A 15066-nucleotide genomic window follows, 5' to 3' on the forward strand; every position below is an offset into this window, starting at 1 on the left:
TGTCCGCCAATATCGCCGAAATGGAACGCCGCCGTGAAGCTGCTCGCATGGGCGGGGGCCAGAAGCGCATCGACGCGCAGCACGCCAAGGGCAAGCTGACCGCGCGCGAACGGCTCGACGTGCTGCTGGACGAAGGCAGCTTCGAGGAACTCGATACCTACGTCGAGCACGACTGCGTCGATTTCGGGATGCAGGACCAGAAGATACCGGGCGACGGGGTGGTGACCGGCAGCGGCACCATCAACGGGCGACTGGTCTATGTCTTCAGCCAGGATTTCACCGTGTTCGGCGGCAGTCTGTCGAAGCGGCACGCGGAGAAGATCTGCAAGGTGATGGACAACGCCATGAAAGTCGGCGCGCCGGTGATCGGGCTGAACGATTCCGGCGGTGCGCGCATCCAGGAAGGCGTGGCCAGCCTTGGCGGCTATGCCGAGGTGTTTCAGAAGAACGTGCTGGCATCGGGCGTCATCCCGCAGCTCAGCCTCATCATGGGGCCGTGCGCGGGCGGGGCGGTCTATTCGCCGGCCATGACCGACTTCATCTTCATGGTGAAGGACAGCTCCTACATGTTCGTGACGGGGCCGGACGTGGTGAAGACCGTCACCAACGAGGAAGTGACGCAGGAGGACCTCGGCGGCGCGGTGGTGCACACCACCAAGACGAGCGTTGCCGACCTTGCGCTGGAGAACGACATCGAGGCGCTGCTGGCCGCGCGCGAACTGATCGGCTTCGTGCCCGAGAGCAACCGCGATCCGCTGCCCGAACTGCCGACAGACGATCCGTGGGACCGGCGCGAGGACAGCCTCGACACGCTGATCCCGGCCAGCTCCAACATGCCCTACGACATGCACGAGCTGATCCGCAAAGTGGTGGACGACGGCAATTTCTTCGAAATCCAGCCCAAGCACGGTGCGAACATCATCACCGGCTTCGGCCGGATCGAGGGCAAGCCCGTGGGCTTCGTCGCCAACCAGCCGATGGTGCTGGCGGGCGTTCTGGATATCGACGCCAGCCGCAAGGCCGCGCGCTTCGTGCGCTTCTGCGATGCGTTCAGCATCCCGATCGTGACCTTCGTGGACGTGCCCGGCTTCCTTCCCGGCACAAGCCAGGAGCACAACGGCATCATCAAGCACGGCGCGAAGCTGCTGTTCGCCTATGCCGAGGCGACCGTGCCCAAGATCACCGTGATCACCCGCAAGGCCTATGGCGGTGCCTACGACGTGATGGCATCGAAGCACCTGCGCGGCGATCTCAACTACGCCTGGCCCACCGCCGAGATCGCCGTGATGGGCGCGAAAGGCGCAGTCGAGATCATCTTCCGGCAGGACCGCGACAACCCTGACAAGATCGCCGAGAAGACGAAGGAATACGAAGACCGCTTCGCCAATCCCTTCGTCGCGGCATCGCGCGGCTACATCGACGAGGTGATCTACCCACACTCGACCCGCCGTCGCATCGCGCTGGGGCTGCGCAAGCTGGCAGGCAAGAAGCTCGAGAACCCGTGGAAGAAGCACGATAATCTGCCGTTGTGAGGCCTAGGCTCACCACCATCGGCTACGCCCACGCCACGCAGGATGCACTGATCGCGGCGCTGCGCGAGGCAAGGGTCGAACTCCTCGCCGATATCCGTGCCTTGCCGCTATCGCGCCGTGCGGGCTTTTCGAAGAACTCGCTGAAAGCAGCGGTGGAAGAGGCGGGGATCGCCTATGCCCACTTCAAGCATCTCGGCACGCCCAAGGAAGGCCGCGATGCGGCGCGCAAGGGCGATTATGCGACCTTGCGGCGCGTTTACGAAGGCCAGCTGGAATTGCCGGAGGCGCTGGCGCAGATAGCAGAAATCCAGGCGCTCGCCGCCGGGAAACGCATTTGCCTGCTGTGCTATTGCGGAGAGGCGGAGAAGTGCCACCGCTCGCTCCTGATCGAGCACGCTTTTCCCGATGCCAGCGTCATCCACCTGCACCCGCAACTACCGACCTAGGACCGTATGCCGCGCCTGTGCGTATAGATCGCATGTGGTTCGATAAATGGTCCGACGTAGCCCAGATCGCAGCGACGACGCTGGTGATCTACGTGCTGCTCATCATCATTCTGCAGGTGTCCGGCAAGCGCAGCCTTGCGAAGCTCAATATCTTCGACCTCGTCGTCACCGTGGCGCTGGGCTCGATCCTTGCCTCGGTCATGCTCACCAATTCGCTGTCCATCGCCGATGGCGTGACGGCCTTCGTGGTGCTGGCGGGGCTGCAATGGCTGGTGAGTTTTGTGTCGGTGCGCGTGGGCTGGTTCAAGCGAGTGATCCGCTCCGATGCGCGGCTGCTCCTCAAAGACGGCAAGTTTCTCGAACAGGAAATGAAGGCCGAGCGGGTGACCCACGGCGAGATCGAGGCAGCCATCCGCAAGCAGGGCCACGGCAGGATCGAGCAGATCGCCGCCGTTGTGCTGGAAACGGACGGCGGGTTCAGCGTGATCGAAAGCCCGCCCGCCAGCCAGTACAGCGCTTTGAAAGACCTGCTGGAAGGCACGGACGAAAAGGAATAGCGGGTCCTAGTGGGCCTGTAGCTGCTCGCTAAGGAACGCTGCAATGTCCGCCATGTCCACCTGCTTGTCGACGAAGGCTGCGCCTATGCCGCTCAGCAGGATGAAGGGCAGGGTACCTGCGTCCATTTTCTTGTCGTGCAGCATGTGCGCGGCAAGGTCCGCGCCGCTGCAATCCATGCCAAGAGAGGCAATCTCGCTGCGCAGTCCCGCCTTGTCGATCGCGGCGGTGACGCGGGCGGCGTCGTCCAGCGAAATATAGTCCTGCCGCGCCGAATATCGCGCCGCCAGCACCATGCCGAGCGCTACCGCTTCGCCGTGCAGCAGTATGTCCGAGAAGCCTGTCTCGGCCTCCAGCGCGTGGCCGAAGGTGTGGCCAAGGTTGAGCAGGGCGCGTTTGCCGGTCGTCTCGCGTTCGTCCTCGGCGACTATGCGAGCCTTGGCCTTCACGCTCTGGGTAACGGCATATTGCAGCGCTTCTGGATCGCGCGCCGTCACTTTCGCGCCGTTCGCTTCGCACCATTCGAAAAAGTCCGCATCGCCGAGGATGCCGTACTTGATGACCTCTGCGTAACCGGCGCCCATTTCGCGCGGAGGTAGGGTATCGAGCGTTGCCGTATCGGCCAGCACGAGCGCAGGCTGGTGAAACGCGCCGACGAGGTTCTTGCCCGCAGAGGTGTTGATCGCCGTCTTGCCGCCCACGCTGCTGTCGACCTGCGCCAGCAATGTGGTGGGTATCTGCACGAAGCCGCACCCGCGCTTCAGCACGGCTGCGGCAAAGCCGGTGAGGTCGCCCACCACGCCGCCGCCCAGCGCGAAGATATGGTCGCCGCGCTCGATCCCGCGTTCCAGCAACCAATCGATCAGCTTTTCCAGCACGGCCCAGCTCTTCGCGCCTTCGCCCGCCTCGGCGATGAACCAGTCGACGCCCACGCCTGTCGCACCAAGCGCAGTCTCCAGTCGTTCGCCATGGGCGGCGTGCGAGTTGCGATCGGCGACGGCGGCGACGCGGTCCTTGCGGATGAAGCCCTTTGCCAGCGATCCGGCGTCGTCCAGCAATCCATTGCCGACTTGCACATCGTAGCCGCGCCCGGCCAGTTCAACGCGGATTACAGCCATTGGTCGAGTTCCTCGAGTATGCGCGCCACGGCCTGCAAATGCGGCCCGGCGCTGCTGGTGACGTGGATGGGAGCCTTTGCATAGGCAGGCTCGCGCTCTGCTTTCATGCGAGTAATGATTTCCCGCGCGTTGCCGCCGCGAAGCAGCGGGCGCTTGTTGTTGCGACCAACGCGCTCCACCAGCGTGTCGATATCGCTGTCGAGCCATACGGCCACGCCTTTTTCGAGGATGATGCCGCGCGTATCGTCCTGCACAAATGCGCCGCCGCCGGTGGCGATCACGCAGTCGTTGCCTTCGTCTTCCAGCAAGCGCGCGATCACGCGGCGTTCACCGTCGCGGAAATAGGGTTCGCCGAACTGGTCGAAAATTTCGGGGATGGACATGTTGGCAGCTTCGGCGATCTCGTCGTCGGCATCGACGAAGTGCAGTCCCAGCGTACCCGCCAGCTTGCGGCCCACGGTGCTCTTGCCCACGCCCATCATGCCCACCAGCACGATCGGGCGCGTCAGGCGGCCGCGAATGGAGCGGATCGTCGCATCATCGGGCAAGGGCGTGGCAATGGTCATTGCCGCAAGGCCTATAGTTGGGCTAGTCGCGCTGGCAAGCATGAGCCGCTTTGTGGCGGCCAAGGGAAGCTATTTGCAAAAGTGTCGAAACGACGGATGACGATGGTGGTGATTGTGGTGCTGGCTCTGGCCGTGTTGCTGGGCGTAGCCTGGTACGATGGCGGACGGCAGGAACAGCGCCTGATCGTGGAGCCGGTTTCGCTGCCGGAGGGCGATTCGTGAAGCGCGCCGTATTCCTCATCACCGCTGCCGGATTGGCGCTCACCTCCTCGCTGGCAATGGCGGGCGGTCCGGAAGACCTGCTGCCCGACATTTTCCGCGATCCGCCGCCGCAGCAGCAGCCTGCGCCTGCACCGACACCCACTGCAACGCGCACTTCGGCGCCCTCTCAGCCAGCCACGCCTTCCGCGCCGGGCGGCAGCGGCGAGGTCGTGCAGCCGATCCCGGACAGTTCCGGTCCGTCGTCTCCGGGCCGGGTGAGCCTGCCGGAAGACTTCCCCTCGCTCGCAGAGCTGGAGCAGATGGAGCCGGACGAGATTAACGCCATTCTCGGCCTGCGTCCCAAGTTCGACATTCCCGCAGCCGCCCGCCGCGCGGTGGAAGGCGTGGGCCTGATCGCCCAGGCCGAGGGCGGTTTCCCGCGCGGTTCGCTGCGTAACCAGCCTGCGCGCCTTGTCAGCGCCGCGATCCAGGCCAGTAATGGTCCGCTCGTGTCGCGCTGGGGCCATATCCTCATGCGCCGCGCGCTTGCCAGCCGTCTCGATGCCCCCGAAGGCATGAACCCTGTCGCCTTCGCCGCCATGCGCGCCCGCGCTCTTGGCAGCATGGGCGAGGGTGCCGTGGCGCGCAGCTTCGTACAGGATATCGACGGTTCGGAGTACAATCCGGCGCTGGCCGGTGCGGCCTTCGACGCTTACCTCGCGACGGGCGACGTGCTGGGCATGTGCCCTGTTGCGCGCTTGCAGAGCGACCTTGTCGACACGCCCGAATGGGAACTTCTACAAGCGATCTGCGCCGCCTATCTCGGCGAAGCCCGCAGCGCGGATCGCCGCCTGCAGCGCGCTTTCGGCACCGGCGTTGCCGAGGAGATCGACGTGCGCCTGGCACAGCGATACGCGGGCGCTGCGGGCGAGGGTGGCCGCGCCGTGAACATCGAATGGGGCGGCGTCGAGGAACTTACCCCCTGGCGATACGCGCTGGCGCGCGCCGTAGGTGAGGACCTGCCTGAGGAGCTTCGCGGCGAGCTTGGGGCGGCCTACGATATTTCCGATGTCTTGATCCCGGCGACACCGCTTCTCCAGCGCGTAGACGTTGCCGGCACGGCGGCCGAGCGCGGGGTGATTTCCTCTGCCGCCATGGTCGATCTCTATTCCCAGCTCTGGGCGAGCGACAGTTACGATGCAGCGGACAAGGCGCTCGCCGCCCAACTGCGCGAGGCCTACGTCGCCAACACTCCGGACCAGCGGCTCGCCGCCATGCGCACGCTGTGGGGCGACGGGCTGGACTATGGCCGCCTCGTCCTCACCGCCTATGCCGCCGCGCGCCTGCCGGTGAGCGAGGACATGGCGGACGATGCCGCGCCGCTGATCGCCTCGATGCTGACCGCCGGACTGGACCGTAACGCAATGCGTTGGGCCAGCGTGGTATCGGAAGGAAGCGAGGCCTGGGCGCTGCTAGCGCTTGCGCAGCCGAACCGTAACGCAAACGTCGATCGCGGGGCGGTGGACAGCTTCGTCGATGACGATGACAGCTCCGACATGCGCAAGTCCGCGTTCCTGGTGGCGGGTCTTGCCGGGCTGGGCCGGATCGACAGTGGCGATCTCGCGGATTTCTCCGAGCGCGTCGGCGTGAACCTCACGCGGCGCAGTGCGTGGAGCGACAAGATCGGCCGGGCCGGTGAACTGGGCAATTCGACGCTCGTGGCGCTGCTCGCCGGACTGGGAATGCAGGGCAACAGCTGGGAGCGGATGACACCCCGCCATGTCTATCACATCGTGCGCGCGCTCAATGCCGCAGGCCTCGAGGCCGAAGCCCGGATGATCGCCGCGGAGGCGGTCGCGCGCGGATAGGGCCGTGTCCGCCGCCATCGACAGCTTCCTTGCCATGCTGGCTGCGGAGCGGGGCGCGGCAGCGAACACCCTGGCCGCCTATCGTAGGGACCTGGAAGGTAGCGAAGGCGTTGTCGGCGACCTCGCTCACGCCTCGCGCGCAGACTTGGAGAAATTGCCCCGCGCCTGGGCCGACCTCGCCCCTTCGACGGTGGCTCGCAAAGTATCGGCCCTGCGCCAGTTCTTCGGCTTTTGCATCGACGAGGGGTTGCGGGAGGACGACCCGTCCACCGCGCTGCCAAGACCACAAGCTCGCCGTCCGCTGCCCAAGATCTTGACCCACGCCGAAGTTGCCGCGCTGTTCGAGCAGGCCGAGAGCGAAGCTGCCGGTGACAGGCCTGCTGCGGTGCGAATGCTCGCGCTGCTGGAACTGCTCTATGGCTCGGGCCTGCGCGCCACGGAGCTTGTCGGCCTGCCGGTGGCGGCGGTGCCCCGCGATGCGCCATTCCTGACCGTCACGGGCAAGGGCGGACAGCAGCGGATGGTCCCTGTCTCGCGCCGCGCCCAGCGGGCGATTGCGCGGTGGATGGAAGTAAGGGAAAGCGGTTCGACCTTCCTCTTCCCCTCGCGCAAGGGCCACCTGACGCGCATCCGGCTGTATCAGATGCTGAAGGAACTCGCGGCCCGCGCCGATCTCGACCCGGCCAAGGTTTCCCCACACGTCCTGCGCCATGCCTTTGCCACGCATCTGTTGGAGGGCGGTGCCGACCTCAGGGTGTTGCAGACCCTGTTGGGGCACGCCGACATCGCCACCACGCAGATCTACACCCACGTCGATTCCGCGCGGCTCGTGGAGCTGGTGAATGAACGGCATCCTCTTGCAGGCGGGCGCGGAGCGGGGTAGCGGCACTGGCATGATTTCCTACCTCGAATTCGAAAAGCCGGTTGCAGAACTGGAAGCCAGGATCACCGAGCTGCGCGACGCAGCGGGCGAGGATGGCCAGGTCGACATCTCGAAAGAGTTGGCAAGGCTGGAGAAAAGAAGCGCGGCCCTGCTGGAAAGCACCTATCGCGAACTTACGCCGTGGCAGAAGACACAGGTTGCCCGTCATCCTTCGCGGCCGCATTTCCAGGATTACCTGAAGCACGGCTTCACCGATTTCATCCCGATGGGCGGCGATCGCTCCTACGCTGACGATCAGGCGATCATGGGCGGCCTCGCGCGGCTGGATGGTCGCAAGGTGATGCTGATCGGCCACGAAAAGGGCCACGATACCGAGAGCCGGATCAAGCACAATTTCGGCATGGGCAAGCCGGAGGGCTATCGCAAGGCAATCCGCCTGATGGAACTGGCGGACCGATTCGGCCTGCCGGTGGTGACGCTGGTGGATACATCCGGCGCATTTCCCGGCATCGAGGCCGAGGAACGCGGGCAGGCAGAAGCCATTGCCCGCTCGACCGAGGCCTGCCTCGCGCTGGGCGTGCCGATGGTGGCCGCAATCGTGGGCGAGGGCGGTTCGGGCGGCGCGGTGGCGCTGGCGAGTGCGGAGCGTGTGCTGATGTTCGAACACGCCGTTTACTCTGTGATTTCGCCGGAGGGTTGCGCATCGATCCTGTGGCGCACGGCGGAGAAGGCACCGCTCGCGGCAGAATCGATGAAGATGACGGCGCAGGACCTGGAAAAGCTTGGCGTCATCGATCGCATCGTGCCCGAGCCGGTGGGTGGTGCCCAGCGCAATCCGCAAGTCGCGGCCGAAGCCCTTGCGAAAGCGATCGGCGAGGAACTGGACGCGCTCTCGGGCCTGGACGCCGATACCCTGCGGCGCCAGCGCGAGGATCGGTTTCTTGCCATCGGGCGCAACATCTCGCGCTGATCCGATGCCCCGGCGGGAACACTAGTTCGACAATTCGGTTCTGTGGGACAATACACGCGCGCATCGTGCCGGTGCGTCGCCAGTCCTGCGAGGAGGCCCGAATGCCGCTGAAGATCACCCGTAAATTCACTGCCATGGCGCTTGCCGGTGCCGCGTCGCTCGCGCTGGGCGCCTGCGCCAGCATACCGGGCGCGAACGTCGCGCCAGGATCGCCGATTACCGCTGAAGAGGCGCAGCTGGGTGCAGAGAATCACGAGGCGTTTGTCAACGAATTCGGCGGCGCCATGACGGGGCCCTATGCCCGCTACGTCGATCAGGTCGGCTCAAACATCGCGCTGCAATCTGGCCTTGCCACGCGGCCCGACGCGTTCGAGGTAACCCTGCTGAACTCCAGCGTGAACAACGCTTTCGCCGTGCCTGGCGGCTATGTCTACGCCACGCGCCAGCTTGTGAACCTGATGAACAACGAGGCGGAACTTGCCGCCGTGCTGGGCCACGAGGTCGGCCACGTTGCCGCCCGCCACTCGGCTCGCCGTCAGCAGGCCGCGCAGCGCAACCAGTTGCTCGGTCTCCTGGGTGCAGTGATCGGCGGCGCGGTGTTGGGTAGCCCGGAACTTGGCCAGCTGGCGCAGCAGGGGTCGCAGCTTGCAACGCTCAGGTATTCCCGGAGCCAGGAACTGGAGGCGGACCAGCTGGGCATCCAGTACCTCAACCGCGCCGGATACGATCCGAACGCCATGGCAACGCTGCTGGCGAGCCTTGCCGCCCAGAACCAGCTGGATGCACAGTTGCAGGGCCGCGAAAACGCCACAATCCCTGAATGGGCCTCGACTCACCCCGACCCCGCCAGCCGTGTGCAGAATGCGCGCCAGCTTGCAGGCGGCGCTACGGGCGTCGTGAACCGTGAAACTTTCCTGCGCAACATCGACGGTATGATCTACGGTGACGATCCCGAGCAGGGCATCATCGAGGGGCGGCAGTTCATCCACCCGATCCTGCGCTTCAGCTTTACCGCGCCGCAGGGGTTCTACATGGTCAACGGTACCCGCGCCGTTACCATCAATGGCGATCAGGGCCGTGCGCAGCTGACCGTCGGCCCCTACAACAACAACCTAGACGCCTATGTCCGCAACGTCTTCAACGCCCTGGGTGGACAGCAGCAGCAGATTACCCCGTCCAGCATCTCGCGCACGACCGTGAACGGTCTTCCGGCTGCGTACGGCACGGCCAGGGTGAACAACGGTCAGCAGCAGGTGGACGTGACCGTCTTCGCCTACGAGTTCAGCAGCGATACTGCCTATCACTTCGCGTCGATCACGCCCGCTGGGCAGGCTAGCGTCTTCAACCCGCTCTACCAGTCGATGCGGCGAATCAGCGCGAACGAGGCGGGCAGTGTGGTGCCGAGGCGGATCGATGTCGTGACCGCAGGGCGCGGCGACACGGTTCGGTCGCTGGCCGGGCGCATGGCTTACACCGACGCACAGGAGGCGCGCTTCCGTGTGTTGAACGGTCTCGGATCGAACGATCAGATCGTACCGGGCCGCGAATACAAGATCGTCGTCCGCTCTAATTGAGCGTGCGCACCAGAAAAAGGAAACGGGGCCGGCAATGCTGTCGGCCCCGCTTCCATCGGGCAACAAAAAAGGGCGCCAGGTTTCCCTGACGCCCCTTTTTTCTAAGAGCTGGTCTTAGTTGTTGGCGTCGTTAGCCGTTTCCAGCTCGGTCTGCACGTTCGTGAAGGTGTTGGTCAGCTCGCCGCCGAGGCTCTGCATGGCGGTGATGGCAGCAACTGCGATCAGAGCAGCGATCAGGCCGTATTCGATGGCGGTGGCGCCCTGTTCGTCACGGACGAGGTTCTTGAAGAAGGTCATTTCAAATCTCCTGGTTTCAGTCTTCGGTACCCGGCTCAACCGGATGTCACCGTTCGAGCAATTTGGTTTTTACGTAGAAGGTGTTGAGAAATTCCTAACTGACATCGCCATTATTCACGGCTTCCACGTCGTCGCTCACGTCCGTCCACATATCGATGGTTTCAGAGGCGAGAGATTGCAGAGCAGCGATCATGCCGATCACGATCATCGCGAGGATGATGCCATACTCTACGGCTGTCGCACCGCGGGTATCGCGAAGCAGGCGCTTGATGAAATCCTTGGCAAACATCGCTGGTCCCCTGATTAAAGTGCGACAGCATGCGAATTTGCAGCTTTGATTTAACAATTCCTTTCGAGAGGCCCTTTAAGTGCAAAAAAATCCGACATGGATCCTCGTGGTGGCACTGGCGCTTTTCGATGACGAAGGTCGGCTTCTCATGCAGCAGCGCCCGGTTGGCAAGCATCACGCGGGCATGTGGGAATTCCCCGGCGGCAAGGTGGAACCCTTTGAAAAGCCTGCAAATGCCCTTGTCCGGGAGATCGCCGAGGAACTGTCGCTGGCGATTGATCCGGCACAACTGGAGCAGGCTTTCTTCGCCGAGGAGAGCAGCGATCCTGCGGTCGTTCTCAATCTTTACACTTCGCGGCAGGTAGTGAGCGATCCGCAGTCGCTCGAAGGCCAGGCGTGGGGCTGGTTTGCACCGCGCGAGGCGGCCGACCTGCCGTTGGCACCGATGGATCGAAAACTATTGTCACGGTTTGTCCGATAGGGGTTGCCAAGCTGCAAAAGCCCCCCTAGATGCCCGCCTCTCAAGCGCGCCAGTAGCTCAGCTGGATAGAGTACCTGACTACGAATCAGGCGGTCGGAGGTTCGAATCCTTCCTGGCGCGCCAAGAAAGCCCATCCCCGGCAAGGGGGTGGGTTTTTTTGTTGGTTCAAGGTCACGCTGGAGGCCACAGCGGCATTACCACCCCTTTTAGGTCACCTGAGGAACCCTTCACAGCGCTCGCCTGTTCATCCTGCAAACGCATTGAACAGGAGCCAAACACCGTGTCCGAAGACATTTTCGCCCGCCTCAAGGAAGACCACGAATCGCACCGCGCGCTGCTCGACAAGATGGCCGAGACCCATGGTGAGAGCGACGAGCGCAAGAAATTGCTCGAGCAGTTCACCAAGGAAGTGAAGAGCCACGCCGCCGCAGAAGAGCAGGCGCTCTATTCCACCATGCTGCGCAAACCGCCGACCACCGACATGACGCGCCACTCGGTTGCCGAACATCACGAACTGAACGAACTGCTGAACGATCTGGCGGCGCAGGACATGTCCTCTTCCGCCTGGATGGCCACCTTCAAGAAGCTGGACCACGACTACCGTCACCACATCAACGAGGAAGAGGAAGACCACTTCCCCGAATTCGAACCTCACCTGACCGACGAAGACCGCGAGCACATGCGCAGTGTTTTCGATCGCCGCAAGGCGGAGGAAAAGGAAGAAGCCGAGGTGACGCCCGAGAAGATGGAAGACGCCAAGGAATAGGCCTCAGAGTCCGGCGCGGAGGGAACATCATTGGACAAGGTTGAAAACCGGGTCGAGGATTACGACGAGACCTCGGTGGAGCCGGGTGTGTGGCGTTACGCCAGGGCGCGAAAGGTACGCGTCGTCATCGACGGCGCGGATTATTTCGACCTCATCCAGCAGGCGATGCTGAAGGCACGGCAGCGCATCCTCCTGATTGGTTGGGATTTCGATACCCGCATCCACCTCAAGCGCGGTCGCCGCTGGTGGCAGCGTGGCTGGAAAAGCCAGTATCCCTCGCGCCTCGGCAGCTTCATCCTGTGGCTGAACCGCCATCGGCCGGATCTTGAAATCCGCATCCTGAAATGGAGCTACGGGTTCCTCAAATTCTTCGGGCGCGGGGCAATGGCGTTCGATTTGCTCCGCTGGTGGCGTCACCGGCGTATCGATTTCAAGTTCGATACCGCCCATCCGGTCGGCTGCTCGCACCACCAGAAGCTGGTCATCATCGATGACGATTTCGCCGTGTGCGGCGGTATCGACATGACCACACGCCGCTGGGACACGCGGGAGCACCTGGAAAACGATCCGCGCCGCGCGCAGCCGGATGGCACGCTTTACGGCCCTTGGCACGACATGACGATGATGATGGAGGGCGACGTCGCGGTCGAACTGGAGCGCCTGGGCCGCGCGCGCTGGGTGAGGGCAGGCGGCAAGCCGCTTTCCATGCCCGAGCGGGATCCCGGCAGTGCCTGGCCCGATGGGTTGGTTCCGCATTTCGAGGATGTCGAAGTGGGCATTGCACGCAGCAGGGCGGCCTACGATCACGATTGCAAGATCGACGAGGTCGAGACGCTGTTCCTCAAGCAGATCGCCGCAGCGAAACGCTTCATCTACATAGAGAACCAGTATTTCACCGCGCGCACGATTTGCGAGGCTATCGCAAAGCGCCTGGCCGAACCCGATCCGCCCGAAATCGTGATCGTCATGCCCCACACTGGCGAAGGCTGGGCCGAAGCGACCGCGATGGACCCGGCGCGCGACGAACTGGTAGAGGCGCTGAAGGAACTGGACGGTTCTGACCGTTTCCACCTCTACGTGCCGTTCAGCGGTGAAACGCCTATCTACGTCCATGCCAAGCTGATGATCGTGGATGACCGCGTCCTGCGCATCGGTTCGTCCAACCTCAACAACAGGTCGATGGGGCTGGACAGCGAGTGCGACGTGTTCATCGATTGCGACAGGCGCGGCAATGAAAAGGCCGAGGCGCAGATCCGCTCCATCCGCGAGTCGCTGTTGGCCGAACACCTGGGCATCTTCGTCCAGGACGTGCCTTTCCTGATCGAGAAGAACGGCAGCATGGCCGGCATGATCGCCTATGTCGGCGACAAGCACCGGCGGCATCTGCGCCCATTGCATTCCGGACGGCACTCGGACTGGGAAACGGAACTGGCCTTGGAACAGCGGCTCGATCCGGAGGAGCCGGAAGAGCTTCTCGAAGTCGATACTTCCAGGCGTGGCCTTTTTCGTCCGGGCAGCCTATTGGCGAGAGCGCGTAGCAAGCTGAAGAGAAAGCGCGACAGGACGAATGAGTAGCCTTGTAGGTCCCGACGAGGACGATCCCCGCGGCAAGCCCCCGGTTCCCGAAGATGTACAGGAAGCGATCCGCACGCTCATCAGGTGGGCGGGCGACGATCCGGAGCGAGAAGGGTTGCTGGACACGCCCAAGAGGGTTGCGCGTGCGTGGAAAGAATATTGCATCGGCTACGATGAAGACCCCTCGCATCACCTTGCTCGCGTGTTCGAGGAGGTTGGCGGTTACGACGAGATCGTGCTGCTGAAGGACATTCCCTTCCAGAGCCACTGCGAGCACCACATGGCCCCGATCATCGGCAAGGCGGCAATCGCCTACCTGCCGACGGACCGCGTGGTTGGCATCTCCAAGCTGGCCCGCGTGCTGCATGGCTTTGCTCGCCGCTTGCAGGTGCAGGAGCGCCTCACCGCCGAAGTGGCGCAGTGCATCCAGGATCATCTCAATCCCCGCGGCGTTGCCGTGGTGATCGAGGCGAGTCACGCCTGCATGACCGCGCGCGGCGTTCGCACGCCCGGCGTCAGCATGGTCACCAGCCAGGTGATGGGCACTTTCCGCAAGGACTCGAAGAGCCGCGAGGAAGTGCTCAAGCTGATGGGTTACTGAGCGGGCCGCACGGCACCGCCACACGAATTGAAAGGAATATGATGACTGCATTGCGCGTAAGAGGCGGGCAGAAGCTGGTCGGCGAGATCGATCCCTCCGCCAACAAGAACGCGGTGCTCCCGGTACTGTGCGCAACGCTGCTCAGCGATGCGCCGATCATGCTGCGCAACGTGCCAGAGATTACCGATGTCACGCGTATCCATGCGTTCTTCACGGAACTTGGCTCCACGGTGGAGTGGGACAAGCAGGCTAAGACCCTGCGCATCGACCATTCGACGATCCCCTCCAGCGCCAAGGCCAAGCTGCCGCAGGCGATGCGCGCCTCGATCATGATGATTCCCGGACTGCTCGCGCGTCTGGGCGAAGCGCGCCTGGAGCACGAGGTGAAGGGCTGCACACTCGGCGCGCGCGAGATCGATCCGCACGTTCAGGTGTTCAAGGCGTTCGGGGCGGAGGTTTCCTACGAGGGCAAGGACATCGTCTTTCGCAATGCGCGCAAGGCCGAAGGCACGCGCATGTGGCTGGAATATGCTTCCGTCACCACGACCGAGAATTTCATCATCAGCGCGCTGACCGCGACCGGCACGAGCCAGATCGTGAACGCCGCGTGTGAGCCGCACGTGCAGGAAATGTGCACGTTCCTGGAACAGATGGGCGGCACGATTCGGGGGAAGGGCACCTCCATGGTGTCCATCGACGGGTTCCGCGATTTCAAGGAAGTGGACTACACCTTCGTCGAGGATTTCCACGAGATCGCCACTTTCCTCGCGCTGGCGGCTGTCACCGGCGGCGACGTCTCGGTGCGCAACACGCGGCCCGAGGACTTCATGCTGATCGACCGCACGTTCGAGAAGTTCGGCGCCCATGTGGAGCACAAGGACGGCTGGTCGCGCCTGAACGCGCCTGAGGAACTGGTGGTGCAGCGCAATTTCACCAACCACCTGACCACGAAGGTGGAAGCCGCGCCGTGGCCATACATTCCTGCCGACCTGCTGCCGATCTTCATCGCGTTGGGCGTGAAGGCGAAGGGGCAGACGATGTTCTGGAACAAGGTCTACGAAGGCGGGCTGACCTGGCATACCGAGCTCAGCCTGTTCGGCGCGCACACGCTGCTGTGCGATCCGCACCGCCTGATCACTTTCGGCGGTGACAAGCTGGTGCCGGCCACCGTGACCAGTCCCTACATCATCCGCGTTGCCATCGCCCTGCTGATGGTGGCGGCGAGCATCGACGGCGAATCGACCATTCTCGACGCCGATCCTATGCGCCGCGCGCACCCGAATTTCGTGCCCAATATCGACAGCCTCGGCGTCGATGTGTCGTGGGACGATTAAGAGAAGGGAA

Annotated in this window: 17 protein-coding genes and 1 tRNA gene; 14 read left to right on the plus strand and 4 right to left on the minus strand. The window is 63.6% G+C overall.

Translation table 11 applies throughout. From position 1 onward, the window contains the following. The 3 genes from D4Q51_RS00570 to D4Q51_RS00580 form a co-directional block, all read left to right on the plus strand. Positions 1–1532: acyl-CoA carboxylase subunit beta (locus tag D4Q51_RS00570; RefSeq protein WP_240624501.1), on the plus strand; the 1532-nt coding region annotated here is incomplete at its 5' end. Next, complete coding sequence (locus tag D4Q51_RS00575) at positions 1529–1978, plus strand: DUF488 domain-containing protein (RefSeq protein ID WP_120075505.1); 450 nt, start codon at positions 1529–1531, stop codon at positions 1976–1978. The genes D4Q51_RS00570 and D4Q51_RS00575, both read left to right, overlap by 4 nt. A 32-nt stretch (positions 1979–2010) precedes the next feature. Beyond that, entirely contained in the window at positions 2011–2535 is a 525-nt protein-coding gene (locus D4Q51_RS00580; protein WP_120075507.1) for a DUF421 domain-containing protein, read from the plus strand. 6 nt (positions 2536–2541) lie between these two features. Here the strand turns inward: D4Q51_RS00580 and aroB are convergent, their stop codons facing one another. Then, positions 2542–3651 (minus strand): 3-dehydroquinate synthase, encoded by a 1110-nt coding sequence (aroB, locus tag D4Q51_RS00585; RefSeq protein WP_120075509.1) that lies wholly within the window; start codon positions 3649–3651, stop codon positions 2542–2544. Further along, the gene (locus D4Q51_RS00590) at positions 3642–4217 is read right to left on the minus strand and encodes a shikimate kinase (protein WP_120075511.1); all 576 of its coding nucleotides are present in this window, start codon (positions 4215–4217) and stop codon (positions 3642–3644) included. The genes aroB and D4Q51_RS00590 overlap by 10 nt, the downstream gene beginning before the upstream one ends. An 81-nt stretch (positions 4218–4298) precedes the next feature. On the opposite strand from D4Q51_RS00590, the gene D4Q51_RS15565 reads away from it, so the two are divergent. The 5 genes from D4Q51_RS15565 to D4Q51_RS00610 all read left to right on the plus strand — a co-directional run bounded on the left by D4Q51_RS15565 (position 4299) and on the right by D4Q51_RS00610 (position 9713). After that, positions 4299–4439: a hypothetical protein gene (locus D4Q51_RS15565; protein WP_162925075.1), complete on the plus strand. Its 141-nt coding sequence runs from the start codon at positions 4299–4301 to the stop codon at positions 4437–4439. Then, positions 4436–6286, plus strand: a complete 1851-nt coding sequence (locus D4Q51_RS00595; RefSeq protein WP_120075513.1) for a hypothetical protein — start codon at positions 4436–4438, stop codon at positions 6284–6286. The genes D4Q51_RS15565 and D4Q51_RS00595 overlap by 4 nt, the downstream gene beginning before the upstream one ends. 4 nt (positions 6287–6290) lie before the next feature. Next, on the plus strand, positions 6291–7169 hold the full coding sequence (locus D4Q51_RS00600) for a tyrosine recombinase (RefSeq protein WP_120075515.1): 879 nt from the start codon (positions 6291–6293) through the stop codon (positions 7167–7169). 10 nt (positions 7170–7179) lie between these two features. Next, entirely contained in the window at positions 7180–8139 is a 960-nt protein-coding gene (locus tag D4Q51_RS00605; RefSeq protein ID WP_120075595.1) for an acetyl-CoA carboxylase carboxyltransferase subunit alpha, read from the plus strand. Positions 8140–8240: 101 nt separating this feature from the next. Continuing rightward, positions 8241–9713, plus strand: coding sequence for a M48 family metalloprotease (locus D4Q51_RS00610; RefSeq protein WP_120075517.1), 1473 nt, complete (start codon positions 8241–8243; stop codon positions 9711–9713). Positions 9714–9827: 114 nt separating this feature from the next. Here D4Q51_RS00610 and D4Q51_RS00615 read toward each other — a convergent pair whose 3' ends face one another. Together D4Q51_RS00615 and D4Q51_RS00620 are read right to left on the minus strand one after the other, a co-directional pair. Continuing rightward, the gene (locus D4Q51_RS00615) at positions 9828–10010 is read right to left on the minus strand and encodes a Flp family type IVb pilin (protein ID WP_120075518.1); all 183 of its coding nucleotides are present in this window, start codon (positions 10008–10010) and stop codon (positions 9828–9830) included. Between the two features lie 94 nt (positions 10011–10104). After that, entirely contained in the window at positions 10105–10299 is a 195-nt protein-coding gene (locus D4Q51_RS00620) for a Flp family type IVb pilin (RefSeq protein ID WP_120075519.1), read from the minus strand. Positions 10300–10378: 79 nt separating this feature from the next. Between D4Q51_RS00620 and D4Q51_RS00625 the strand changes: the two genes are divergently transcribed. The 6 genes from D4Q51_RS00625 to D4Q51_RS00650 all read left to right on the plus strand — a co-directional run bounded on the left by D4Q51_RS00625 (position 10379) and on the right by D4Q51_RS00650 (position 15056). Further along, positions 10379–10780 (plus strand): (deoxy)nucleoside triphosphate pyrophosphohydrolase, encoded by a 402-nt coding sequence (locus D4Q51_RS00625; RefSeq protein ID WP_240624502.1) that lies wholly within the window; start codon positions 10379–10381, stop codon positions 10778–10780. Positions 10781–10826: 46 nt separating this feature from the next. Next, a tRNA-Arg gene (locus D4Q51_RS00630) sits at positions 10827–10903 on the plus strand. Positions 10904–11060: 157 nt separating this feature from the next. Continuing rightward, the gene (locus D4Q51_RS00635; protein ID WP_162925076.1) at positions 11061–11546 is read left to right on the plus strand and encodes a hemerythrin domain-containing protein; all 486 of its coding nucleotides are present in this window, start codon (positions 11061–11063) and stop codon (positions 11544–11546) included. A 30-nt stretch (positions 11547–11576) separates the two neighbouring features. Beyond that, entirely contained in the window at positions 11577–13121 is a 1545-nt protein-coding gene (locus D4Q51_RS00640; RefSeq protein WP_120075523.1) for a phospholipase D-like domain-containing protein, read from the plus strand. Further along, complete coding sequence (folE, locus tag D4Q51_RS00645; RefSeq protein WP_120075526.1) at positions 13114–13722, plus strand: GTP cyclohydrolase I FolE; 609 nt, start codon at positions 13114–13116, stop codon at positions 13720–13722. The genes D4Q51_RS00640 and folE overlap by 8 nt, the downstream gene beginning before the upstream one ends. A gap of 41 nt (positions 13723–13763) precedes the next feature. Then, positions 13764–15056 carry a UDP-N-acetylglucosamine 1-carboxyvinyltransferase gene (locus D4Q51_RS00650; protein ID WP_120075600.1) on the plus strand — a complete coding sequence of 431 codons (1293 nt, stop codon included), beginning with the start codon at positions 13764–13766 and terminating at the stop codon, positions 15054–15056. The last annotated feature ends 10 nt before the right edge of the window (positions 15057–15066 follow it).

The sequence above is a fragment of the Aurantiacibacter odishensis genome (assembly GCF_003605195.1).
Taxonomy (GTDB): domain Bacteria; phylum Pseudomonadota; class Alphaproteobacteria; order Sphingomonadales; family Sphingomonadaceae; genus Alteraurantiacibacter; species Alteraurantiacibacter odishensis.